The organism is Solibacillus isronensis, from assembly GCF_023715405.1.
In the GTDB taxonomy this organism is placed as follows: Bacteria; Bacillota; Bacilli; order Bacillales_A; family Planococcaceae; genus Solibacillus; species Solibacillus isronensis_B.
Window position 1 is genome coordinate 1215337 of the sequence record NZ_JAMBOC010000001.1, and the last position, 24712, is coordinate 1240048.

Annotated in this window: 29 protein-coding genes and 1 riboswitch; of the genes, 6 read left to right on the forward strand and 23 right to left on the reverse strand. The window is 39.5% G+C overall.

The features are described from left to right. Positions 1–64: 64 nt before the first annotated feature. The 9 genes from M3166_RS06245 to M3166_RS06285 all read right to left on the reverse strand — a co-directional run bounded on the left by M3166_RS06245 (position 65) and on the right by M3166_RS06285 (position 7108). On the reverse strand, positions 65–283 hold the full coding sequence (locus M3166_RS06245) for a hypothetical protein (RefSeq protein ID WP_251688369.1): 219 nt from the start codon (positions 281–283) through the stop codon (positions 65–67). Between the two features lie 180 nt (positions 284–463). After that, positions 464–772: a monooxygenase gene (locus M3166_RS06250; protein ID WP_251688370.1), complete on the reverse strand. Its 309-nt coding sequence runs from the start codon at positions 770–772 to the stop codon at positions 464–466. A gap of 73 nt (positions 773–845) precedes the next feature. Then, positions 846–2786 carry an elongation factor G gene (locus M3166_RS06255; protein ID WP_251688372.1) on the reverse strand — a complete coding sequence of 647 codons (1941 nt, stop codon included), beginning with the start codon at positions 2784–2786 and terminating at the stop codon, positions 846–848. 44 nt (positions 2787–2830) lie between these two features. After that, positions 2831–3172: a hypothetical protein gene (locus M3166_RS06260; protein ID WP_251688374.1), complete on the reverse strand. Its 342-nt coding sequence runs from the start codon at positions 3170–3172 to the stop codon at positions 2831–2833. Between the two features lie 163 nt (positions 3173–3335). Further along, positions 3336–3557 (reverse strand): lactate dehydrogenase, encoded by a 222-nt coding sequence (locus M3166_RS06265; RefSeq protein WP_251688376.1) that lies wholly within the window; start codon positions 3555–3557, stop codon positions 3336–3338. A gap of 243 nt (positions 3558–3800) precedes the next feature. Continuing rightward, positions 3801–4706, reverse strand: a complete 906-nt coding sequence (locus M3166_RS06270) for a cation diffusion facilitator family transporter (RefSeq protein WP_251688379.1) — start codon at positions 4704–4706, stop codon at positions 3801–3803. A 179-nt stretch (positions 4707–4885) separates the two neighbouring features. Next, entirely contained in the window at positions 4886–5620 is a 735-nt protein-coding gene (locus tag M3166_RS06275) for a metallophosphoesterase family protein (RefSeq protein WP_251688382.1), read from the reverse strand. 36 nt (positions 5621–5656) lie between these two features. Next, positions 5657–6193 (reverse strand): histidine phosphatase family protein, encoded by a 537-nt coding sequence (locus tag M3166_RS06280; protein WP_251688385.1) that lies wholly within the window; start codon positions 6191–6193, stop codon positions 5657–5659. 27 nt (positions 6194–6220) lie between these two features. Beyond that, positions 6221–7108 (reverse strand): alpha/beta hydrolase fold domain-containing protein, encoded by an 888-nt coding sequence (locus M3166_RS06285; RefSeq protein ID WP_251688387.1) that lies wholly within the window; start codon positions 7106–7108, stop codon positions 6221–6223. Positions 7109–7329: 221 nt separating this feature from the next. On the opposite strand from M3166_RS06285, the gene M3166_RS06290 reads away from it, so the two are divergent. After that, positions 7330–7752 carry a cobalamin biosynthesis protein CobN gene (locus M3166_RS06290; RefSeq protein WP_251688389.1) on the forward strand — a complete coding sequence of 141 codons (423 nt, stop codon included), beginning with the start codon at positions 7330–7332 and terminating at the stop codon, positions 7750–7752. Between the two features lies 1 nt (position 7753). Further along, positions 7754–8071, forward strand: coding sequence for an ATPase (locus tag M3166_RS06295; RefSeq protein WP_251688391.1), 318 nt, complete (start codon positions 7754–7756; stop codon positions 8069–8071). 39 nt (positions 8072–8110) lie between these two features. Here the strand turns inward: M3166_RS06295 and dut are convergent, their stop codons facing one another. Beyond that, positions 8111–8548, reverse strand: a complete 438-nt coding sequence (gene dut / locus M3166_RS06300) for a dUTP diphosphatase (protein ID WP_251688393.1) — start codon at positions 8546–8548, stop codon at positions 8111–8113. Positions 8549–8719: 171 nt separating this feature from the next. Next, a riboswitch (cobalamin riboswitch) is annotated at positions 8720–8902 on the forward strand. A gap of 157 nt (positions 8903–9059) precedes the next feature. Here dut and M3166_RS06305 point away from each other — a divergent pair. From M3166_RS06305 to nrdF, 4 genes are read left to right on the forward strand one after another with little or no spacing between them, the layout of a single operon-like run. Continuing rightward, the gene (locus M3166_RS06305; protein WP_008406611.1) at positions 9060–9284 is read left to right on the forward strand and encodes a glutaredoxin family protein; all 225 of its coding nucleotides are present in this window, start codon (positions 9060–9062) and stop codon (positions 9282–9284) included. 38 nt (positions 9285–9322) lie between these two features. After that, on the forward strand, positions 9323–9649 hold the full coding sequence (locus tag M3166_RS06310) for a ribonucleotide reductase stimulatory protein (RefSeq protein WP_231918721.1): 327 nt from the start codon (positions 9323–9325) through the stop codon (positions 9647–9649). Then, positions 9646–11739 carry a class 1b ribonucleoside-diphosphate reductase subunit alpha gene (nrdE, locus tag M3166_RS06315; protein WP_251688395.1) on the forward strand — a complete coding sequence of 698 codons (2094 nt, stop codon included), beginning with the start codon at positions 9646–9648 and terminating at the stop codon, positions 11737–11739. The genes M3166_RS06310 and nrdE overlap by 4 nt, the downstream gene beginning before the upstream one ends. Continuing rightward, the gene (nrdF, locus tag M3166_RS06320; RefSeq protein ID WP_251688399.1) at positions 11727–12689 is read left to right on the forward strand and encodes a class 1b ribonucleoside-diphosphate reductase subunit beta; all 963 of its coding nucleotides are present in this window, start codon (positions 11727–11729) and stop codon (positions 12687–12689) included. Before nrdE ends, nrdF begins: the two co-directional genes overlap by 13 nt. Before the next feature lie 61 nt (positions 12690–12750). Here the strand turns inward: nrdF and M3166_RS06325 are convergent, their stop codons facing one another. From M3166_RS06325 to M3166_RS06385, 13 genes are all read right to left on the reverse strand, one after another. Further along, on the reverse strand, positions 12751–13770 hold the full coding sequence (locus M3166_RS06325) for a hypothetical protein (RefSeq protein WP_251688401.1): 1020 nt from the start codon (positions 13768–13770) through the stop codon (positions 12751–12753). Then, the gene (locus tag M3166_RS06330) at positions 13760–14260 is read right to left on the reverse strand and encodes a sigma-70 family RNA polymerase sigma factor (RefSeq protein WP_251688403.1); all 501 of its coding nucleotides are present in this window, start codon (positions 14258–14260) and stop codon (positions 13760–13762) included. The genes M3166_RS06325 and M3166_RS06330 overlap by 11 nt, the downstream gene beginning before the upstream one ends. A gap of 187 nt (positions 14261–14447) precedes the next feature. Beyond that, the gene (locus M3166_RS06335) at positions 14448–15005 is read right to left on the reverse strand and encodes a histidine phosphatase family protein (RefSeq protein WP_251688405.1); all 558 of its coding nucleotides are present in this window, start codon (positions 15003–15005) and stop codon (positions 14448–14450) included. Further along, on the reverse strand, positions 14989–16056 hold the full coding sequence (locus M3166_RS06340) for a pyridoxal phosphate-dependent aminotransferase (protein ID WP_251688408.1): 1068 nt from the start codon (positions 16054–16056) through the stop codon (positions 14989–14991). Before M3166_RS06340 ends, M3166_RS06335 begins: the two co-directional genes overlap by 17 nt. After that, the gene (gene cbiB, locus M3166_RS06345) at positions 16031–16987 is read right to left on the reverse strand and encodes an adenosylcobinamide-phosphate synthase CbiB (RefSeq protein ID WP_251688410.1); all 957 of its coding nucleotides are present in this window, start codon (positions 16985–16987) and stop codon (positions 16031–16033) included. Before cbiB ends, M3166_RS06340 begins: the two co-directional genes overlap by 26 nt. Positions 16988–17068: 81 nt before the next feature. Further along, positions 17069–18265 (reverse strand): CbiX/SirB N-terminal domain-containing protein, encoded by a 1197-nt coding sequence (locus M3166_RS06350; RefSeq protein ID WP_251688412.1) that lies wholly within the window; start codon positions 18263–18265, stop codon positions 17069–17071. Further along, positions 18216–18953 (reverse strand): sulfite reductase, encoded by a 738-nt coding sequence (locus tag M3166_RS06355; protein WP_251688414.1) that lies wholly within the window; start codon positions 18951–18953, stop codon positions 18216–18218. The genes M3166_RS06350 and M3166_RS06355 overlap by 50 nt, the downstream gene beginning before the upstream one ends. A gap of 75 nt (positions 18954–19028) precedes the next feature. Next, positions 19029–20006: an ABC transporter substrate-binding protein gene (locus tag M3166_RS06360; protein ID WP_251688416.1), complete on the reverse strand. Its 978-nt coding sequence runs from the start codon at positions 20004–20006 to the stop codon at positions 19029–19031. Positions 20007–20008: 2 nt separating this feature from the next. After that, positions 20009–20794 (reverse strand): ABC transporter ATP-binding protein, encoded by a 786-nt coding sequence (locus M3166_RS06365; RefSeq protein WP_251688418.1) that lies wholly within the window; start codon positions 20792–20794, stop codon positions 20009–20011. Position 20795: 1 nt separating this feature from the next. Further along, complete coding sequence (locus M3166_RS06370; protein ID WP_251688420.1) at positions 20796–21836, reverse strand: FecCD family ABC transporter permease; 1041 nt, start codon at positions 21834–21836, stop codon at positions 20796–20798. Next, entirely contained in the window at positions 21829–22671 is an 843-nt protein-coding gene (locus M3166_RS06375; protein WP_251688422.1) for a class I SAM-dependent methyltransferase, read from the reverse strand. The genes M3166_RS06370 and M3166_RS06375 overlap by 8 nt, the downstream gene beginning before the upstream one ends. Before the next feature lie 5 nt (positions 22672–22676). Then, the gene (locus tag M3166_RS06380; protein WP_251688424.1) at positions 22677–24170 is read right to left on the reverse strand and encodes a cobyric acid synthase; all 1494 of its coding nucleotides are present in this window, start codon (positions 24168–24170) and stop codon (positions 22677–22679) included. Next, positions 24170–24709 carry a cob(I)yrinic acid a,c-diamide adenosyltransferase gene (locus M3166_RS06385; protein WP_014824141.1) on the reverse strand — a complete coding sequence of 180 codons (540 nt, stop codon included), beginning with the start codon at positions 24707–24709 and terminating at the stop codon, positions 24170–24172. Before M3166_RS06385 ends, M3166_RS06380 begins: the two co-directional genes overlap by 1 nt. Positions 24710–24712: the final 3 nt, after the last annotated feature.

The window sequence follows — 24712 nt, forward strand, 5'->3', positions numbered from 1 at the left end:
ATAACATAAATGTTTTTTATTGGTATTATCAGGCTTTTAATTCCAATATGGTAATAGGAATCGTTTATATAGACACTCCCCAAACTGAATCGGCAATGACGATTAATATACATAAAAATGAAAATAGTATGTAAGCAACGCTGATACTAACTAGAAAAGTCTGTTTTTTCACAGATTGTTCTGGGTTATGGACTATAATTTTTAGCAAACTGATAAGATTGACACAAAGCAAGATCGAGAATAGTGGAATACCTATTAAAGATAAAGGAACTAATGTTTCCATAAAACGCTAACCTCCTCCCTTCAATTTTGGGGTATATTATATTATACGTTAAATTCCAAACGTTCCAAAACCATCGTTTGATAGCTTTAATAATTTGCTCGGATCTTACGTTTGGTTAATTCCGAACAAAAAAGAAAGACACCACCATTGTGTCTCTCAAAACCTATAATGCTCTTTTATTTATACATTAACCGGACCTTTGTTAATATTCGTTAACGACTCGTTGACTGCAAAAATTTTGCTGTTGATTGCTGTAATACCGAAGCCATTGAGACGCTTTGAATGCATTTCCAAGTAAGCTGCAGCAGTTTCCTTTGTTTCAAATAAGTAAATACCACCCGCTTCGCCCACTTCCGCATTCTCTGTCCAAATTTTCCAGAGCATGCCTTCTTCTTCGTTAATACTTTCTGCCAATCCTTTAAACCCGGCAGCCATTTCTTCGCCGAATGGACCATCCATTTTGAAATCTACCTGTAAAATATATGCCATTAGAAGTGCCTCCTTTTTTCTAAACACTTATACTTACTTCTTTTATCCTCCTGCAAAATCCTTCTTTCCTTCATTATTCGATTTCCTTTACTTCACAATGCATCGCGTCTTTCGCTTCATGCCAAGGCACACTGTAACCCTTCCCCTTTGCACAAAAAATGCTGGAAGATGTATATTCAGGGTCGGCGTTTTTATTGTAGCCAACTTGTTCAATGATTTCATCGCTGTTATGACATACATCATAGCCATCGAATTGCAGTGTTAACGCACCTTTCCCGTTTGTATAAGCGGCAAATTGCGTGGAATAATCCATAAAAGTTGCTACTGGAGCCCGCCCGTATAATGTCACGGTATCTTCTGTTAAAATCGGTGCTTCAAATGTTCCGCTTGCCTGTTGGATATCTGACATCATCCGGCCAATATGGTCGTTTGACGCTTTCATCTTAAATCGGTAATAGGGCTCCAACAGTACATTTACCAATTGTTCAAGCCCTTGCCGCAATGCTCTAAACGATGCTTCACGGAAATCACCGCCTTCTGTGTGCTTATTATGTGCCCGTCCTGTCAGTAGCGTAAAATGAATATCAGTTACCGGAAAACCTGTAAGTATTCCGTGATGGTCCCGCTCAAATAGATGCTTTTCTATTAACCGCTGATGACCGACAGATAAGTCATCGGCATGACACTGGTTCGAAAATGTGTTACCTGCACCACGCGTGTTCGGTTCCATTTTCAGATGTACTTCCGCATAATGCTTTAATGGTTCAAAATGGCCATAGCCGACTGCAGAGGCAGCAATTGTTTCTTTATAAAGAATTTGCGGCTTGCCGAAGTGCACATCAATTCCGAAGCGGTCCTTCACCAGTTCGGTTAATACTTCCAGCTGAATTGTCCCCATAACATGAACCGAAATTTCCTGGAATTTCTCATTCCATATGACCCGTAAACTCGGTTCCTCCGCTTCAATTTCACGAAAAATCCGGTGAAGTTCTTTAATATGTAACGCACCTTCATATATCACTTTTGCCTGCAATGTTGGAATCATTTCAAATTGCGCAGGATTTGTTTCCGTAGCCCCAATTATATTACCGATAATCGGCGTCGCCAGTCCCTTCACCGCAAAAATATCACCCGCCTGCGCTTGTTGAACCGTCGTAAAACTGCTGCCGTTGTATAGCCGGATTTCCGTTATCTTTTCTGTCGTTTCACCGAATGTAAATTCATCGCGAATTTTCAAAATACCCGATATTGATTTCATAAATGTGAGACGTTGCTGATTGTCATGGCGAATTTTATAAACCTTACCTTCAAATGGTCCGTTCACATCAAATGTTGTTTCAGTCAGTTTTGTAATCGTTTCGAAAAAATCCAGTACCCCTTCATCTTTTAAAGCAGAGCCCGACATACAAATAAATGCCTGTTCCTTCTGAATCATTTGCTTCAGCTTTACAGTACAATCGTGCTCCTTTAAATCGTCTGCAAAGTACTTTTCCATCAGATGCTCATCACGTTCTGCAAGCCACTCTTTTATAAAAGTATCAATTCCATGATTGAACATTAATGCATTTGGGGATAAGTCTTTTTTAATCGCAGCCATTACTGCATCAACATCTGCTCCTTCACGATCTACTTTATTTATGAAGATAAATGTCGGAACATGGTGCTCCCGCAGCAAATGCCAAACCGTTTCCGTATGCCCTTCAATTCCATCGACCGCACTGATAATGACAATGGCAGCATCCATCACATGAACCGCACGTTCCATTTCGGGTGCGAAATCGATGTGTCCTGGTGTATCGATCAGCGTATACACATGCCCGTTATAATCGATTCGCCCCTGCTCAGCAAAAATCGTAATCCCGCGCTGCCGTTCAATGGCATGATTATCTAAATATGCATCTTGGTGATCGACCCGTCCGCGCTTTTTAATGGCATTTGTATGATAAAGCAATTGTTCGCAAAAAGTTGTTTTTCCAGAATCAACATGAGCGACAATCCCGATTGTAGTATGCAATAGTATTCCTCTTTCTTTTTCTTAAATTTTGAATCATTGTACGGTCATTCCTGTGAAAGGAAATAATTTCTCATTTCCTCTGGCAGTTCTTCTATATTAATAATATCCAACTTAGTAGTACCAGGAGTTGTTTGAATCAAGAAACTTTTCTCATCAAACTCCAGTATTGTAAACTGCTGCACCGTATTTGGACTAAACTCTTCCTGTATGTACTCAACAATCTCGGCATCGAAATTTTTTTCATCCATAAACAGCGATTCCGGATTTTCAGAATTCCTTAAAGTTTGCATCAGTTCCAATGAATTGGAGGGGTTCGTTAACAACCACTCAAAGATTGGGATTGATACAATGATTAAAACGGCAATGACTGCAACTACTTTTTTCATATAATAACCTCCACTAATATGCTTGCCCGTAAGTACATACATTTTAACAGAAGATGGGTTATTTTGATTCATTCACAGTAAAATGTCATTCTCATTTTCCGTTAAATAAAGTGGTGCGCAAGTATTCACAGATAATGAGGGTATAATAAAAAGCCACTTAAAATTAAGTGGCTTCATCCATTACAAAAGCATATATTTCAATGTTTTCATCAGCTTCGATCGTAATTCCGAATACAGTAATAGCATCGGCACTTACCTCAACGTCCATATGTTTGTCAGTCATTTTTCCAAATAAATTTGGATTCATTTTAATTTTATTTACCTTCTTACCTTGTATAGCCAGATAATCCAGACCTTCACGAATTTGACCTAATAAAACGTCCAACTATTTTCCTCCTTGTAAATAATATTTCTTCTTCATATCATGCCTCAACAAACAAAAAATATTGCAATAAGAAAAAGCCACAACTCAAAATGAGTGTGACTTAATCGAATCGTTAGAAGCGGATTCAGTTCTATTCTAAAACTACCTGTGAAATTCTTGAAGTATATACCCAATTACTCTTAACAAATTAATGTATTGCCCTCTGCTACTTTACGAAGAGTAAAATCTTTATAGGGCTATCCATTAGAAATGGAAATCATCTTCGCAAATAACCAGCTCTTTCGGGTCATACGGTTCAATATGAACAAGTGTTGTCGCATAAGGATTCAACTGCTTCACTTCATTTTCAATTTGCTCCGTAATGGCATGTGAATCACGTACATTAAGATTAGGATTTACACTTACTGTAATATCCACAAGAATTAAGCTGCCGTGCTGTCTGCCGCGTACATCAGTAACATCACGGACACGCGGAATTTTTGAAACACGCTGTTCAATCGAACTGATCAATTCCGTGTCAAATCCGTCCGTTAACGAGAACACCGCTTCTTTAAAGATTTCGATCGCTGTTTTAATAATGATTAAACCGATAATAAAGGCAGTAATCGTATCGACGATCGGGAAACCTAATATCGCTGCGGTAATACCGATTGCTGTCCCGATGCTGACAAAAGCATCAGAGCGGTTGTCATAGGCTGCCGCTTTAACAGCAGAACTGTTAATTCTTTTTGAGAGGTTTAAATTATATTTATATACTGCAAACATGACTGCTGCACTAAACACGGCTACAATAATTGTTAAAATGGAAGGATTCTGATCGATCGGATTGGCGATTTTTTCACCCGCCGATATAAGTACTTCGATCCCGACATAAATCATAATAAATGATGCAACAAGTGATGCGATCGTTTCTGCGCGAAAATGGCCGTATCGATGGTCATCATCAGGCGGGCGCTGGGAAATTCTGAGCCCGATCAAAACGGCTACTGAAGCAATAATATCTGTTGTATTGTTTAATCCATCTGCCTTTAACGCTTCTGAATCTCCTAAATAGCCTGCTGCTAACTTAAGCGCGCTTAAAAATATGTAGGCAAAAATCGATAAATAGGCACCTTTTTCGCCCGCTCGTAAATTTGTATATTGCTCCAAAATGTTTCCTCCCTGAAAAACTTCTTTAAACACGAAAGAGGCTACCCCGCACAAAATCGAACGGGATAACCTCTTTTACATATCGTTAAAAGTAGTATACCAAAAAATCGGGGGAAAACATACATTCAAGAAAAAATATTATATAATTATAACTTTTTGCTCAGTCTAAACGACACGTGTCAATTATCATAGTTCTCGGTTTTGTCCGAAGTAACGGCATATATGTGAATGATTTGGCCCTCTTCCGAAAGTACGATACCATTCAATTGACCTGTAAAATAACACCCACCGTCTATTCCAATATATTTTTGGTCTTTACTAATCCAAATGTCATTGCAACCATGAATATGTTGTAATGGTGTATGACCAAAAACATTGATATACGGTGTTTTATTTTCATTTGTATAATGCTGGCGAATCCATAGGAAATTTTCATCCTCCGTTTCCTCAACTGTTGCAAAACTCGAATCAAATCCTGCATGTGTTAATAACAGATTCCCTACGATTTCATACAATTTGCCTTTATTTAAAAAATCCAATTCCTCCGCAAACTTCTCTTTAACGACTTGCGCTTGTTCAATCGGGTCAAGTTCACTTACTTCACCCGGTAAATACTTTAAAAATGAAGCCATTGTTTCCCGTCCACCGTATTTGTAGTAAAAGGCATGTTTTTGCCCAGGGTTTTCGAGAAAGTCCAACAGCATCATTTCATGATTCCCTTTACAAAATATAACCTGTTCCCCGTATTGCCGCTTTAAGTCCATTACTTTTTGCACGACCTCATAAGACCGTGGACCCCGATCGATTAAATCTCCGAGTAAAACAAGGCTATCCTTTTGATTCCAATACGTTAATAACTTTTCAAATGCTTTATACTGGCCGTGGATATCACTGATAATAAAATAATTTTTCATATTGCACCTGCTTTTCTACAACCTATTTTACATTACTTACCGCCATACACGATTTACAACTGTTTGTTCATTGCTAAACTCTATTTCAAAGACATCCGGATTCGACAGTTGCTTCCAATCGTCAAATCCAAAATGCCGTTGAAAATGGTTGAGTAGTAAAGACATTATATTGCCGTGTGTAACGATTACCACTGACATATGAGCACTTTGTTTTAATTCTTCTACTAATTCATTGATACGATGTATCGCTTCATTACTTGATTCCCCGCCAGTAAATTTTAAATCCTTATCCACATACGTTTGTTTCAATTTTTCCAGCCAATCCGGAAGATTTTCGTCACTTAATAATCGTTCCCTCAACCGATGATCAATTTTGAAAGGAATTTTGTTTTTCCGGACAAATGGTTCTATTGTATGTAATGCTCTTGTAAATGGACTTGATATGACAAGTTCAATCGGGTATTGTTCCAAAAAATTTGCCAGCTGCTCACTTTCCTCTTTACCAGCTACTGTTAACTTAGCCTTCGGATCTTGTCCCTCCGATTCAGCGTGTCGGATAATATATAATTTCATACTGTAAATGCTCCTAGTTCATTCATGCTAATTTTTGATGATCTTGAGTAATTGCTTCATTGCTTTCTTCGCTTCCGGAATGGGAAATACCGGAAAGACATGATTCATTTTCGGGTATTCAAAGTAATGGACTGCTACACCTTGTTCTTTTGCTTTATCGAGAAGCATTTTTGCATCGACAAGCAGTAGCTCACCCGTCCCGACAAATGCGGTAATTTGACCGATGTCTTTCAATTCTCCATGGACGGGACTTATTTTGTAATCTGTTAAATCCAATCCGTCTGCCCATAACCTGCCAAGCTCCTGTGCGCCAACTACTCCAAGCATCGGGTCAAGTTTTTCAAGTTCTTTGTAGCGCGGATCTTCCCCCCGCACATCGAGCCATGCGGAATGTAGAACAATATGCTGCGGCTGCTTTTTGGAATATCGTTTTACATCCTGCGCCAACGCCAATGCCAGCCCGCCACCTGCGGAATCCCCCATAAAAATAAATGGGGCATCATATTTTAAAACGAGATGATCATATAAATCGTGAATGGCATCAAAGCACGCTTTATGTGAATGTTTAGGTAGCTTCGGATAAATCGGCACGATAATCGTGAAGTTTGATTCCTGTGCAAGCTTCACTAAATAGCGCCAATGAAAAATCAGTGGATCATTAATATAGGCACCGCCGTGAAAATAATAGATGACCTTTTCCGGTGTCTGCTGTTCATTGATTGTGTAATAGGGCATGCCATTCAGTTCGTCTTTTTGTATTTGGTGCTGCTCTTTGAATTTAGCATCCAGCTCATACGGTTTCTCATTATGTTTCATTGCAATAAAATTATCGAGCAGGCGTAAATCCATAAATTTCTTCTTTGTTCCGCGCAGTATTAAAAACTTCTCAAACAACACACTATGCACGCTTCGCATACAATGCCTCCCTTTAGCTCACATCCAATTTTTACAATTTCCCATTGTTATCAATTCGACTAAAATCGATTGATCCCCTTCTAAATGGTAAAACGTTTCCACTTATGCATATGCAAACTGAGTACCCGTTAGAAAAATCCCATCAGTGAATTCAATATATTCTGAAACTTTTTTTCCGACTTAATCGTAAATTTGGTAACGAATTTAGAGGGGGAATGTTCATGCTTACCGGATTTTACAGTGCCCTTATCATTTTCACTTTATTATTTATCATTGCTGCTTTCTTTTTTATCCGGGAGTTTGTAAAAAAGAAAGTATCTCCCTTTAACTTGAATACAATTATGCTTGGCGTGCTGACGCTTTTTATGCTGATTGTTTCAGGAATTTACAGCTATGATTTTTATCATCTGCAAACAAGCGATCAGAAAACTGCTGGAGGGATTTGTGAAATTACCTTTGTAAACGGGCATGGGAGAAGTATTGATACGACTGAAGTGATGATTGAAGATAAAGTTTACAATATTAAGTCCAGTACCTACAAAGACTTCCCTGATGGGCGTTATCATTGTGAATTAACGTATCTACCGATTTCAAAAATTGTGACGCAAATCGATATACTGACAAAAGACGAGAAAGGAGACTAATATGGTTGAGTTAGATTTTTCAATTGTTTTGGCATTCATCTTAATTATGGTTTTAATTACGCCACTTGTATTATCTATCTACTACCGGAAAAAAACGAAAGTGGATAAAGGGTTGCAATTTGCCTATCATGGCCTTTCCTACCGTCGTAAATTCTTGCGCAACCTCTATTCCATTCCCATTTGTATCGTAGCGTTGGCCATTATTTATTGGGTGGAAGGATTCACTAATCTCTTTATATTTTTCACCCTCTTTTTCATAGTATTATTTGGTATTCAAACTTCGTACAATTATATAAAGTGGAAAAAAGAAGAAGATTAAAACGCCTGAGTTCATTTATCTCGACTCAGGCGTTTTTCATTATTTCACTCCACTCGATCCAAAACCCTTATCACCGCGCTCCGAATCCGACAGTTCGTCCGTTTCTTCAATGAAGACTTGCGGGACATATTGAACGACTAGCTGGGCAATGCGCATCCCCTTTTCAATCGTAAACGGTTCTTTTCCATGATTAATTAGAATAACCCCGATTTCACCGCGATAGCCTGCATCAATCGTACCTGGACTATTTAACACCGTAATTCCATGTTTCAATGCCAATCCGCTTCGAGAACGTACTTGCGCTTCTGTTCCTTCCGGCAGTTCGATTTGAAGACCGGTTTTAATTAATCCGTATTCCCCAGGCAGTAAAACTTTTTCTTCAACCGCACTTAAATCCATCCCCGCATCCCCTTCACGTGCCTGTTTCGGCAATACGGCTTCCGGGTGGGTTTTCTTAATTTTTAATTGAATCGACATATTCAACCAACTTTCTCATTTATAAAATCTATTTACATGCAGTTATAACAAAACCATATTTTTTCTTTATTTTCAATAGGGAGTTTTCTAGAATTCTTAATGGATTTATGTTATCTTTCTTTAGGCTCTTTACTTTTATGTTGTTAAAGCTTATACTCAATTCAACTATATATTGTGTTTTTTTATCACGGTACTACTAAATGTAGTTTAAAAGGGAAGTTTGGTGTGAATCCAACGCTGTCCCCGCAACTGTAAATGCTGACTGAAGACGAATAGACCACTGTGCAATGCATGGGAAGGTATGTCTGACGGATGAAGCAAAGCCAGGAGACCTGCCGCGTTAAAACTACGTACATTTCTTCGGGGAATAGGAAATGGAGGCGCTCTTTTACTCGTTTCCATTTCAAGCTATCCTGTTTTCCGGGATAGCTTTTTTTGTTTTTTCTGTATGTTCCCCCATGACATGTGCACCACAATTACTAGTAATATTTAAATAGCGAGGGGTTCTATTATGAAACTTTATACGAAAACAATTTGTCCAAAATGCCTATGGGTAAAATCGGAGCTCGATGCTGCCAACTTGGAGGTCGAGGTTATTAATATTGACCATGATGAGAGCGCAAAACAAATAGTACTCGATGCAGGTTTTTTGTCTGTGCCGTTATTTGAAATCAACGGTGAATTTATCGCAGAGCCGACGTCAATTATCGATCGCATTTCTGAAATGACCGCATGATCATATTTGCTTCACGAACTGGTAATGTACGATCCATTGTGCAAAAACTCGGCTTGCCCGCAAAGGATCTGGCGGAAGTAGAGAAAATGGATGAACCGTATCTTCTATTTACGTATACGGATGGATTAGGCTCTGTTCCCCCTATCGTCGACCAGTTCATGACTGCGAACTTTGATCTATGCAAAGGAATTATCGTAAGCGGAAACCGTAATTTTGGTCATGCTTTTTTCGGCCGTGCAGGTGACCTTTTAGCTGCACAATACGGAATTCCGTTAATCGAAAAAGTGGAAATGCGAGGAACTCCGGCGAATTATGAAGCGATTACAGATTACTACTACTCCATATGGAAAGAGGCATCGATATGAAACAATATTTAAAATTAAATAACGATATTCTAAACCGTTACCGTGCTACCGGTGAATTGGATCTGGCGAAAGACAAAGAAGCAACACGCCGCTATTTCCTGGAAGACGTGAATGTCCGTTTACGCTACTTTATCGATATCGAGGAAAAAGTGCGTTATTTAGTCGATGAAGGCTATTACGAAAAAGAGTTTTTGGAATTGTACTCGATGGACTTTATTAAACAAATGTACAAAAAAGCCTATTCCTACAAGTTCCGGTTTCCTTCATTCATGAGTGCTTCGAAGTTCTACGAAAGCTATGCGATGAAAAGCCGGGATGGAAAAGAAATTCTGGAAAAGTATGAAGACCGAATCGTCATTATCGCCCTGTATTTAGCACAAGGCGATGAAGCATTGGCTGAAAAGGCCATCGAAGCGGTAATGACTGCCTACCAGCCGGCAACCCCAACTGCCCTAAACAGCGGGAAAAAAGCGCGCGGTGAGCTAGTCTCATGTTTTAAACTAACGATGGACGATACGATGAACTCAATCGCTGAGAATATCGGCTATTGTCTTGAACTTTCCCGCTTAGGCGGCGGTGTCGGGGTAAACTTGACCGATCTGCGTCCGTTAGGAGATCCGATTAAAGGAATTTTAAACCGTGCGAGCGGGGTTATGCCTGTTGCGAAACTGCTGGAAAATTCGTTCTCGTATTCGAATCAGCTTGGCCAAAGAAATGGTTCCGGAGTCGTCTATCTAAATGTTTTTCACGGTGATATTGAAGCGTTTATCTCTTCCAAGAAACCAAATGCCGACGATAAAATCCGATTAGCTACATTATCTACAGGGATTATTCTTCCCGATATTTTCTTTGAATTAATGCGCCGCGATAAAGATATCGTATTGTTTAGTTCTTATGATATTTTCAAAGAATACGGCAAACGCATGTCGGAAATTTCGATTACGGAAATGTACTACGAATTTTTGGATAATCCAAACATCCGTAAACTGAAACGTTTAAACGCCCGTAAATTGTATACGGAAATTAAAAAGGCGCAATTTGAATCGGGTTACCCGTTCGAAATATTCGATGATAATGTCAATAACATCCACCCATTAAAGGAAATCGGGCGTGTGAAGATGTCGAATCTATGCACCGAAATTCTTCAGTATCAACAAACAAGCGTTGTTACCGATCAAAACGAGCCGAATGAATACGGCCTCGATGTTTCTTGTAACTTAGGTTCAATCGACATTCACGAAGCAACGAAAGTTCAGGACTTCGGACAGCTTGTCGATACGGCAATGCGTCTTTTAACGAATGTTTCTACGATGACCGATATCGTCAATGTCCCTTCTGTATCCAAAGCCAACAAAGTGATGCACTCTGTCGGATTGGGTGTTATGAACTTGCATGGACACCTTGTACAAAGCGGAATCCGTTATGGTTCCAAAGAGTCGATTGAATTTATCGATGCGTTTATGGAAGCACTGAACTATTACTCGTTAAAAGCATCAATGGAAATCGCGAAGGAGAAGAACGAAACGTTTTATCGATTTGAGGAAAGTGATTATGCGAGCGGGGTTTATTTTGAAACCTATATAAACAAAGAAGATAAAGAACTTGCACCAGAAGTGATTAAAGCACTTGGGGGTACACCGATTATTACTCGGAATATGTGGGAACAGCTAAAGTCTGACGTACTGAAGCATGGCTTGTTCCACTCATACAGACTTGCGATTGCTCCAACTGGCTCTATTTCCTACATCCGCAGCTGTACGGCTTCCATCTCCCCTGTTACGGAACGTGTGGAAGTACGTGACTATGCGGATAGTCGAACAATTTATCCGATGCCGTTTTTAACGAATGATAACCAAGAACTTTATACCGAAGCCTATGAAGTAAACCCGTATGAACTGATCGACCTTTACGCAGCCGCGCAAAAGCATGTCGACCAGGGGATTTCCATGACACTATACGTGACGGACCAGTGGAACACAGAACAATTGGCAAAAGCTTATATTTATGCGTGGACGAAGGGCATTAAAACCGTTTATTACGTACGCCAGCGTTTACTTACAATTGAGGAGTGTGTCGCATGTCAAATTTAACGTATAAAGCGGTCAACTGGAATACCCCGACGAGTGAACTCGCTCGTATTTTTTGGGACCAGCAATGGAAACAAATATGGTTCCCCGAAGAAATTGCAGTCAGTAAAGACGTCAAACAATGGAAGGAATTCGAGCACCAGGATACATACAAAAAAGTGTTCGGCGGCCTAACTTTGCTTGATACGGTACAAACGAACATCGGCATGAATGAAATTGCCAAGTACACGCCCGATTTTCAGGAGAAAGCGGTATTAACGGTTTTCGGATCGTTTGAAGCAATCCATGCAAAGTCTTATTCGTATATTTTTACAACATTATGCACAAACACGGAAATCGACGAAGTGTTCGAATGGGTGCAAAAAAATGAGTTTCTTCAATATAAGGCAAACCGCATTGGTGAAGTATACACTGCTATAAAAGAAGACGACCCGGAAAGCTTATGGAAAGCAATGTTCGCTTCAGTAATGCTGGAAAGCTTCTTATTTTATTCCGGCTTCTTCTACCCTCTTTATTTAGGAGGACAGGGCGTACTGCGAAACAGTGCGGAAGTGATTAGTTTAATCTTGCGTGACGAATCAATCCACGGAGTAGCAGTCGGCTTTTTCGCCCAGAATATTTTTAAAACGTTCACAGCGGAAAAACAGCAGGAGCTTACTTTGTGGGGCTATGAATATTTACTTGATTTGTATCAAAATGAAATGAAGTATACGGATGATTTATATGCAGAAACGGGCCTTTCCCCGGAAGTGAAAAAATACGTGCGCTACAATGCGAATAAAGCGCTTATGAACTTGGGGCTCGATACGATGTTCCCTGACGAGGAAGTGAACCCTATTGTGATGAACGGGATCTCCAATACTGGGTCAACCTATGATTTCTTCAGTCAAAAAGGAGCGACTTATGCGGTTGCTAAAGTGGCCCCTATAACTGATGATACATTTAAATTTTAAAATTAAAACGCTATGGCCAATTTGTGCCGTAGCGTTTGTTTCAAATTATATCGATTCTTTCTTATTGTAAAAATGGATAATCGTCAATATAGCTGCGTTCAAATATCTCTAAAAGTTCAAGTACCTCCAATGCTTCTTCACGCCATTTCGGTTGTAGGATCATCTGTTCAATATTTCGTTTATAATCCATATAAAACAACGGCTCAAAGTGAAACGGATATTCTTTGATTGGTGCAGCCTCATAAATTAATGATCCATATGTCTCTCTAATATAATCAAACGTCATATTTACATTTATAAACTCATATTGCTGCTGATCATTCAAACCCAGGTCCAGCGCTAAATGTTCTTTTTCTGCAAACCTAAATGTATCCGGAGTCTGTACTTCTATTAATGGTGGCTTCTCTGTAACCTTCGATCGTTGCTCTGTCTCAAACTTTTCAATTTCCCTTGCTGCATGCTTATAATAAAATTCCCTTGCCTCCTTATGAATTTGACCTATATATTTACCTTTTGGACCTTTTAATCCACGCTCTTTAATGAAGCTTTCAATCACCGAATTAACTGTCGCATTCTTTATAAGAATATCTTTATATTCATCGTTCGATAAACCTAATGCCTGAAGCATTTTTTCATGTTTAAGTTTCGACAGTGGATTACCTTCTATATAAGAAAAAGACTGTTTCGCATTTTTTAAGACTGACTCTTTGTCGATTTTAATATTTTCGTACTTTGCATATGTTAGTAGCGCACTGCGTTCAATAGCAAAAAATAAATTATGCTCTATGGCATCTGATTTTGTCATAAATTGACCTTGGTTATACTGATCGGAATAAACAGCAAGCAAAAAAAACTGTTCATCTATCGGTTCTATATAAAGGTTACTTGTTGTTTCTTCAGGTTTTTGCAGTGGAAATATGAATACTACCATACATAAAAAGAGAACGATTACAACCGGATAGCCCCATTTGAACTTTTTCCTGCCATTCCTATGAGCGTAGTATTGTTCCAGTGCTTTCTGCTGTACACGTTTTGTTTCATCAAGCATTGGTCCTGTTAAATTTTCTAATTCATCCTTCACTGTTCAACACCTCCCAGTCCGTTTCATTTAATTGTTCCTTTAAAATCTTTCTTGCTTTAATTAACCTAGTTTTCACCGTACCTTCCGCAAGTTTTAATGTAAAAGCAATATCTCGAACAGTTTGTGAATCATAATAATAAAGGATAATAATTTCCCGGTACTTGAATGGTAATTGCCAAACAGCCTTGCCAATTGTACTTTTTTCTTCCGATATTACCATTCCGTCTCTTTGTGAAGTGTCTTTTTCAATACTAAGTACATCGATTATGCGCACTTTTCTATAACGCCAGCTTTTCAAATAATCTTTACATTGATTCACCGTTATTTGTACTAAATAACTCTTTTCACTTGTTATTTCATTCTTTGAAAGCATTACTTTTATCCAAACATCCTGCACAATGTCTTCGGCTGCTTGTCGGTCTTTAACGTAGAGAAAGCTTAACTTTAATAAATAATTCGTATATGTATTAACAAGTCGTTCAAATTCCATTTCTTCACCTCACTTGACTATAAAACGATTGTACATGTAATTTGGCTTTAAATTTTAATCAATTTTTCTAAAAAAATACTTCAGGGGATTAATTACCATAAAGTTCTATCGATTTAATTAATTTGACCCCATTACAATTTTGATAAAAGAAAAACGCTACACCAAACATTGGTATAGCGTTTTTCTTCTATTTAATAATGCTATGTAATTGATCACTGTGCCCTTCTATTGAAAAACACCCAGCACCATCTAACAAATAACCCCATAACTCGTTGTAAGGCTGTTTATGAAACGCGGACATCAGACAGGCAATGGCAACACCGTGTGAAACGACAGCGATTCTCTCATACGGTAACTGTAACAAATACTCGTGAAATGCGATCATTCGGTTCGTTACGTCTTCAAAGGACTCTTGTGTCGTATTTATAAATAAATGCGGTGTATTCAAATAGCAATAATACTGTTCATCCTGTTGAAGGTCCTTAATGTAGCTGCCTTGCCAATGCCCCAAGTTAATTTCACGCAAACTTTCGATTTTATGAATGGTGTGGTCCGGAAACATGAGACGGGCTGTTTGCACTGCACGCTTCAGGTCACTGGAGAATACGATCTCCGGATTCCAGTTAACGGACGTTGCCTGATCGATTCCTTTTGTCGTTAATTCCGAGTCAAGCCACCCTTGCAGACGCCCTTCTTTATTCCATACAGTTTCTCCATGACGGTAGTAGTTAATAATTTTTGACATAATCCATTATTTCATCCTTGCATTTAGTCCAGATTTCTTCACTTTTGACAGCGATTCGAAACCATGCGCCGTCCAGGCCGACATAGTTTTTTGTATGGCGTAATACGATACCCCGTTCTAATAAATATGTAAAAAAATCATCCGGATTATATTGTTTTGGTAATTGGAATAATAAGAAATTCGCTGCACTGTTTGACACTTTACAACTAATTAATTTTAAGTCCACCACCATCTGACTCCGTAATCTGCTGCTCTTTTCACGAGATTCCTTCACAAAATCCTTGTCATGTAAACAGAGACTGCCGATTTCATTTGCAATCGCGCTCACATTCCAATGCGGCAAGTAATGACGGAGTTTTCCTGCCTGTTGACCGATGACATAACCGAGACGAACCCCTGCCAGTGCATACATTTTTGTCATGGATCGTACGACAAATAAATTGGAATAGCTGTTTACCAATGAAACAATGCTCTCCGATTCATCGGTCCAGTCCATAAACGCTTCATCGACTACAAAATTGCAGTGGGGATACTTTTTAATCAACTGTTCAATCCAATGTTTTTTCAATAATACGCCTGTAGGATTATTCGGATTGCAAATATAGCAGGCATGGACATCTTTCAGCTGTTTCTCCAATATTTCCTCATTAAATCGATATGTTTCAATATCGTCAGCTAAAATAGAATGAATAACACAATTCTGCTGTTTTAGTGTTCTCGCATACTCCGAAAATGTTGGCTGTAACAAAGCAATTTCCTGTCCATTGAAAAGCTGTGCCAAAGCCATTAAGCCCTCTGCCGCACCGTTTGTGACGACAACTAGATCGGCTGCTACTTGGTGAACAGCTGCCGCTTGCGATCGAAATGGTTCTGCTTGTTCATCCGGGTAGCCAGTAATTTTTTCTAACAGGTTTGGCCACTGTTGCTTTACTTGTTTCGGTACCCCCAGATGATTGACATTTTCGCTCACATCGATGAATTGATCTGGCATTTTTAAATTCATCGCTTTATATAATGCTGCCGCATTAGCCCCATGTGCAGGCAATTGCATACAATATTCCCCCTGTTATCACAACACACCATGTACAAACATACATGTGCCGGATCGCTTTTTTAATATGTATTCTTTGCATCGTTTCGTACGGTTCACCCATATAAGCACGGAAGGATTCCACCCCGCCATAACGATTAAACCCGCCTAAACGAATTCCTAACTGAACAGCAGTAGCGGCCTCCAAATAGCCACTATTCGGGCTTGGATGTTTTTTAGCATCCTTTAGCCAGTTTTTATAGCGGTGTTTGAAAGGTTTTGCCGTCTCACATTTTGTAAATATAATAAGGAACCACCCGGAAATTCTGCTGGGCAGATAGTTCGCAACATCATCCAATTTAGCTGCAGCAAACCCAAAATCAGCATACTGTTCATTTTTATACCCGATCATCGAATCCAGCGTATTAATCGCTTTATAGCACCATGCACCGGTTGCACCAAAACATAGCGCATACATAAGCGGAGCCGTCACACCGTCACTCGTATTTTCTGAAACCGTTTCAACGACACCCCGTACAATTTCAGGTTCATCCAGATGATTCGTTTCACGGCCTACAATCCAGCTTAAATATTTTCTTGCTTCGGGTAAATCATTCGCTTTCAAGGAATCGTAAACGAGCATCGCCGCTTCTTTTAATGATTTCTGGGCAAGAGCTAAACTAATCAAAAAGATTTCGACTACAAGCCAAAGAAGAAGATGTATTTTTATTGCAAAAAAGACAATTAAGAAAACCGAGCCCGTTGTGATATTTATCGTGAGAAAAAGTGTTAGTAATCCATTGATCCGTCTTCTACTGTCACTGCCATGATTCCATTTCTTTTCGAAAAAAGAAATCATGTTTCCGATATATATAACAGGATGTGTCCATTTTTTCGGATCCCCAACAATGCAATCGATGAGCACTGCGATTACACAAATAATAAAATACATCGTGCCCCTCGCTCCTTTATTTTCGTTTGATATGAAATGAAAATTCCAGAGCATATTCGATGCTCTGGATAAACTTTAACATTAATGATGGTGGTGATGTTCATATCCATGTTCTTCTGCATATTTGCGGAAATTCTCTAAATCGATCATCCCTGTTGATGTACCGTCTAAAGCCTGGTCCATGCGCTCAAGCAATACTTTCTTTAAATTCGGATGGTAGCCGAAATAATTTGCAAGTAAAAAATCTACATCTTCATATTGCTCTGTAAACTGCTGGACCATTTTAGCCATTCGTTCCATCAACACCCCTGTAAACAAGAAGTATGGAAGCATCACAATTTTTTTTGCTCCAAGTCTTATACAGCGTTCAACCCCTTGTTCTACTGATGGAGTCGTTACGCCCATAAATGCACTTTCTACTATAGGAACGTCTAGTCTTTCCCATAATAAACGGGTAATTTTATAGAAATCGCCATTTGCATATGGATCACTGCCGCCGCGAGCAATAAGTAAAATAGCTGTGTCGTCATGTTTTTCATCAGGATTGAAGCCTACTTCTGTTAATCGCGACTTAAGAATTTCGAAAATTTCTTCATGAATCCCAATTGTTTGACCATATGTAAAGCGAACATCCGGAAAATGCTCTCTTGCATGTTCGATTTCGGCCGGGATGTGCATTTTTGAGTGTCCTGCGTGTAATAAGATGATGGGAATTACATGGACTTCATCCGCGCCTCTTTCAACACATAGCTGAATCCCATCTTCTATATTCGGTGAAGCAAATTCCAGAAAACAAGTTCCAACTAGTAGCGCTGGATCAATATACGTTTTCGTCTGTTCGACAAACTGACGTACTTCCTCATTTCCAGCCTCTAATCTACTACCATGCCCAACAAATAATACTGCTTTTTTCAATGGTCCTCTTCCTTTTTTATATTTATCGATCCCTTTAATTCGATTTTCACGTCGGATTCTTTCCCCATGTTCCACCGAATAAATAATGGATGATTCTTCAGCAGTATCCTGAACTATTGCACGAGATGTTTCCTCGTCTTGAACGGAATACCATGTCCCTTTCGGATAATCGATGACAACACATTTATCTTTACATCGACCATTACAACGGGTACGAGATGTATGAATCACTTCATCTAAACGATTTTTACGAATTTCATCCCGGATTTGCTTTGTTACTTCTTCTGCACCAGCACCCATACAGGTAGCCCCGTTACAAATTAACAGATGACGCTGCATTTGATTTAAATTCCAAGTTGTCATAGAGTCCTCCTTCTTGTAGTTGATCAAAGTAAGTTTTATTTTTGTGCACGAACGCCGAAAACTTATCGATTGATGATGCATTGTACTTTCCTAATATATTTTTCACAAGATTGATCACTTGATTTTCCGGTACTTTTTTTAATAATAGATGCCCGGAACTGGCACGTCTCCCCATTGGAATCGCGCCTCCGTAAATATCAACTTTGCCATTCTGAAAAATGAGTGCCAAGTCATCCTGAACCGCGTTATAGCATGCTTGGGTGCATGCATTAAAGCCGATGCGTACCCTATTTTTTAATGGCATTTGTTCAACTTGTTCTAGTAAGTCCTTTGCAAGTGGTAAACCGTCTAACAAATCCCCATCACAAAAGTCGCAACATTTAAATAAAGCACTTGGTGTTTGGGATGCCACATACAAATTCACTTCCGTCAATTTTCCCATTGCCTGCTCAACATGTAAACGATGGACAGTAACGATAAAACTATGGCCGGCAGAATATTTTACAGCGCCAGATTTTTCAAGATTCGCTAACACAATCAGCTGATCACTTGTTAAATGTTTGTTTATTAACCCTGGTCGTACAATTAATGCTACATAGTCATCCGTTGCTTTTAATTTTGCAAACGTCTTGTTCGGCATCGGCAGCTGCAACGCCTTTTCAAAATTTTTCTTAGCATATTCTTGCATATATACACCGCTCCCATTCATCAATTACGCACTTGTGTCGACTGGTGGAATCCCTTTGATTTTGAAAGATTAGAATTAATCAGGGTAAAGACCTTTTACAATAATTTCAAGCGCTTCTGCCACACGAACACCTTCTGATGCTGCCGATAATGGTAAAACAACAAAACACTCATTTTGTACTGCCGGTGTTTGGCTCAGTGCCGGATCATTTTTCAGGAAATTAATTTTCTCTTCTGCTGTAGTAGAACCGTAATCAATTACAATAATAGCTTCCGGATTACGTTCTACAGCATCTTCTTTTGAAACCGTTGCCCAGTTTTTCTCGATATCACCAAAAATATTATTTGCTCCCGCCATTTTCACGAGAGTGTTCATAAAGTTTTGAGTGGCTGTAAATACATCTTTATCACCACTATCAAATACTAGAACATCAATTGGTTTGTCCACAGTAGGAACTTTTTCTTTAATTTTTCCAATATCAGCGTTCATTTCTTCTATCAATGTTTCTCCGCGCTCTTCAACACGAAAGATTTTTGCGATATTACGGATATCCGTGTAAATATCCTCTAACTCCGGAGCCACTTTTACTGAGGAAGACTGCAGGTAACTGCCGATTCCCAATTGTTCCATTTCTTCACGTGACATTAAGTTTTTCTCATTAAAGGCACTTGCCCAGCCACCGTAAATGAAATCGGCTTCTGTTGAAATAACCTGTTCTTTCGAAGGATATTGTTCAGCCAGTACCGGAACCTGGTCATACGCTTCTTGTAACGGAGGATAAATCTGGTCGTCCAAGTAAGCTGTACCTACCATCGAATCTTCCAAGCCGAGTGCAAGCATTACTTCTGTTACATGCTGATTTATGGAAATCGCTTTTTTGGGAGCTTCTTCATATGTAATGGACATGCCTTCATTTTCAATTGTTACTGCCTGAACTGTTTCATCCGAATCTGCTGTCGCCTGTTTTATACTTTGTTCCTCATCCGAACATGCCCCTAAAATTAATGCTGATGCTAGGGCAAACGGAGCCCATAGATTTTTACGTATCTTCATTGTTAATCTCCTATAGTATCTATTCGTGTATTCGTATAAAAAAATAAATGCATTTTCCCTGTGAACGGATTTTTAGAAATCCCTGCATCTATATGAAATACTTCTTTTAACATCGGGGTCGTCAATACATTTTCCGGTGAACCATGAATATGTAATGTTCCATCGTTCATAACAATTAACTCATCACAATAAGCTGCAGCTAAATTTAAATCATGTAACGCCGCAATGATTGTAATCGGTAAATCTTTGACTAAATCCATTAAATGGAGCTGGTGTTCAATATCCAAATGATTTGTCGGTTCATCCAATATGAGAATACTTGCCTGCTGTGCCAATGCACGTGCGAGCATTACTCGTTTTTTTTCGCCACCTGATAAATTACTTAATGTTCGATTGGCTAAATGAGCAATATTTGCCAATTTCATGCTTCTGTCCACGATTGACATATCTTCTGAGTTTTCAGAACTGAGCCAGCCTTTATAAGGGGTGCGTCCCATCATTACCAAATCTTTTACTGTAAAATCAAATAATATAGCGGACTCTTGACTAACGACCGCCATTTGTCTTGCCAGTTTTTTCGGGGAAATATCCCAGACTTCCTGTTCATGCAAAGTTACTTTTCCCGATGATTGTTTCAGGTGACGGTACAAAATCTTAAGCATTGTTGATTTACCACTGCCGTTTGGACCAATAATCCCTATAAATTTTCCTTCGATGATTTCCAAAGAAATGCTTTTCAAAATCTCCTTATCATCCACCGAATATTCAACTTGTTGTAGCTGGATCATCTCATTCTCCTTCCCCAAATGCATAGCGCTCCCGACGAAGCATCCAAATAAAGAACGGACTGCCAAATAATGCGGTAACAATTCCGATTGGCATCTCTTCTGGTGCAATTGCAATACGTGCACCCATATCAGCCCAAATAATAATAATGGCTCCAAGCAGCGCACTTAGCGGTAAAACTACTTTATAATTGGACCCGACAATCATCCGTACAATATGTGGGACAATGAGACCGACAAATCCGATACTCCCGCTTACAGCAACTACGACGCCGGTTAGTAAAGATACAATGATAATAATGAACAGCCTGAATCGTTCAATATGAATCCCTAAAGTCGATGCTGTTTCTTCACCTAGTAACAGTGCGTTCAGTTGACGATAGCTTAGTAGTAATAATGGAAATACGATACAAAAAGTAACTAAAGGTATTCCGAGATTTGACCACTTTGCCCCGCCTAAACTGCCAAGCATCCAAAACATGACTGCCTGAACACCGCCCTGTTCTTTCGAAATCATCAACATAAAGTTGGTCATCGCACCTAACACCATGGAAACCGCAATCCCCGACAGCAATAATCGAATCATCGAAGTTTTCCCATTCACACGGGCAAGCATAAATACAATCATTACGGCAAATATTGCACCAAAAAAAGCGGCAAGCGATAAAGCAAACACTCCGAAAAAACTAAATGCACCGAATAAAATTACTGAAGTTGCCCCGACAGATGCTCCCGACGAAACACCGAGTATGTAAGGATCTGCAATGGAATTCTTTACTAGAGCCTGTATTGCGGCACCTGATATTGCCAATGATGCTCCGACTAGAAGTGCCAATAGTACACGTGGCACCCGGATTTCCCAAATAATTATTTGCTGCGCCTTAGAAGCGTTTGTTTCACTTAAAATTCCTGTTTTAAAAAGTAAAACCTCAATAATTAACTGGGGTGTGATCCCTACAGAACCTACCATGATTGCACCAATAATCGATATGACGAGCACAATGATTAAAATAGGCATCCAAAGCCAAAGCTTTTTTTTATTCATAAAAGTTTACCGGCTCCCAACTAATGATCGCTGCATAAAATTTATGACGGTAAACAATCTTGCCTTCCTCCACTTTAACGAATCGGGCAAGTGCCTCTTTAACATGCTCTAAATCAAACGGATTCGATAATATTTTTTTACTTTGTGCTTCATAGAGCGCTTCATAACTGTCATAGTAATAAACACGTTCCAATGGCAGCATTTCGCAATCTGCATAAATTCCTAATTGGTACAGCATATTTAAAATTTCAATATAGTCTCTTCTGGGATATTTAATCTGATAGTGATATTCCTTCGCTAAAACATCATAATGTGGTTGAATTGGACCTGTTGTTAAACCGATGATTGCTCTTTTCTTTGCGCAATTATTCATTTTCAGCAGTGCATCATTCATCTCATATATTCGGTAATAGCAATTGACCCCGATTACTATATCATGCTGTTCAACATCTGCTTCTTCCCACTTCGCATGGACAAAATTTACCGCATCGTCTTCCTTGAAATACTGCTGCAAGTAGTTTAAAACACTTTTTGAGCCATCAACCAATGTAAGTTTTCCGACATCTTCTCTTAAAGGAAATGTATAATTCCCCCAACCTGGTCCCATTTCCAGACAGCTTGCACCCTGTGGTATGTATTGACGAATTTTTTCATAAATCGGAATGGCATGTGCATCCGTTTGTTTATAGGATTTTTTTTGCATCGATTGGGCCCAAAATGCTTCCTCCAATGCATCATTTTTCATCCGTTCCGGCATATTTCCATGCCAGTCCAGCATCCCTTCCTTCCAGAGCTGCTCAAAATCAATTGCAAGTGGCCCATGTAAAACAGCCATCAACTTCACCTCTTTTCAAACTTGGCTTCCGAAATAAACGAATAAATCTTCTCCATATCCAAATGCCCACGTACATGGCGGTCCAGCAATTCATAGGCTTGTTCGCGACGTTCAAAATCGGATAACACTTCTCCTGTAATTGGCTCCATTCCTTTTTGCACACGGATTGTATTAAAATAATCGCGTGTAAATAGGCGATTTTGGAAAATCCCATGAACATATGTACCAAATACTTGGTCAGTATAGACACCGTCTGTCCGGCCGTCATAAAATTGGATGAAAGGCTTCAACGGTTTAGTCGCAACACTGCGGCCTAAATGAATTTCATAGCCTTCAATCTCATGACCTGTGCAGCTTCTTCCCGAAACTTGAACCGTTTGCTTACTATTGATAAATGTTGTCTCGATCGGCAGCAGACCTAATGTCAAATACGTTCCGCCAGTGCTTTCAACCGCCTGTTCGTCACGGATAATCTCACCAAGCATCTGATAACCTCCACAAATACCGATAATGCGGACATTTTGATTCGCTAACTGTAAAATACCTTGCATCAGCCCGGTTTGCTGAAGCCATAAAAAATCTTCTACCGTGTTTTTAGTACCTGGTAAAATTACGACATCCGGATTTTTTAAATCACTAAGTGTTGAGATAAAACGCACACCTACACCCGGTTCTTCAAACAATGGATCCAAATCAGTAAAATTAGATATACGCGGTAAACGGATGACTGCCACATCAACCGCAAATTCATGCTGCTGTGGCTTCTTTAAGCGCAGGCTGGATAGGGCCATCGAATCTTCTGCCTCAATTTGAACATCGAAATACGGTATGACACCAAGTACAGGAATACCTGTATATTCCTCCAGCCAATCGATACCACTTGTCAGCAGTTCTTTCATGCCGCGAAACTTATTAATAATAATTCCTTTTACACGTGCTTTTTCCGCATCATCCAATAACATTAACGTTCCGACGAGTGAAGCAAAAACACCACCGCGTTCAATGTCCGCCACTAAAATCACTGACGCGTCCGTCTCATGTGCCATTCGCATATTGGCAATATCACGGCTTTTCAAGTTAATTTCCGCAGGACTTCCCGCACCTTCCAGAATAAGAACATCGTAGTTATCCGATAAACGTTCAAGCGATGTACGAACTTCAGGCATGACATCTTCTACAAATTGTTCACGATAACTGACCGCATCCATGTTTGCAAAATGTTTACCGTGCAAAATCACTTCTGATACCATCTCCCCTTTAGGCTTCAGTAAAATCGGGTTCATATCTGTCGTTGCATCAATTTTTGCCGCTTCTGCCTGGACCCCTTGAGCACGCCCAATTTCTCCGCCATCTTTTGTAATATACGAATTCAGCGCCATATTTTGTGATTTGAACGGAGCAACCCGGTAACCGTCATTAACTAAGATGCGACATAATGCTGTACATAGTACACTTTTTCCCACATCGGATGCTGTGCCCTGAATCATGATTGCCTGCACTAAAACTCCAGCCCCTTCATAGCTGTGACATCCTGCTCGCTGTAATAATGTTTCGTTGCATCAACGGTTGAAACCAGATCAGCCATCGCAATAAGATCCGGATGTGCCGAACGTCCTGTGACGACTAAATGCATTGTGGCAGGTCGACTCCGAATTGCTTCAAGTACTTCCTCTAAAGGCAAAACATCATCGATTGGGAATTTTGAAATTGCCAATGCATTATTTAATTCATCCAAAACTAGTAAATCCGTCGTTTCATCCTGCAATTCCTTTTTTACAATTTGCCAAGCCTTTCTTAACGCTTCCCTATGTTCTTCCGGTGTTTTTGTCCACGTAAAGCCAATGCCGAGCTGAACGGTTTCAACACCTAATTTCCGAAGTGCAATTTGTTCTCCATATGTACGTTCCGGTGATTTAATAAACTGAAAATACTTCACCGTCATCCCACGGCCAATTGCACGTAAGGTTACACCTAATGAAGCGGTTGTTTTGCCTTTTCCTTCACCCGTATATACGAGCAGCATTCCTTTTCTCGCCATGTT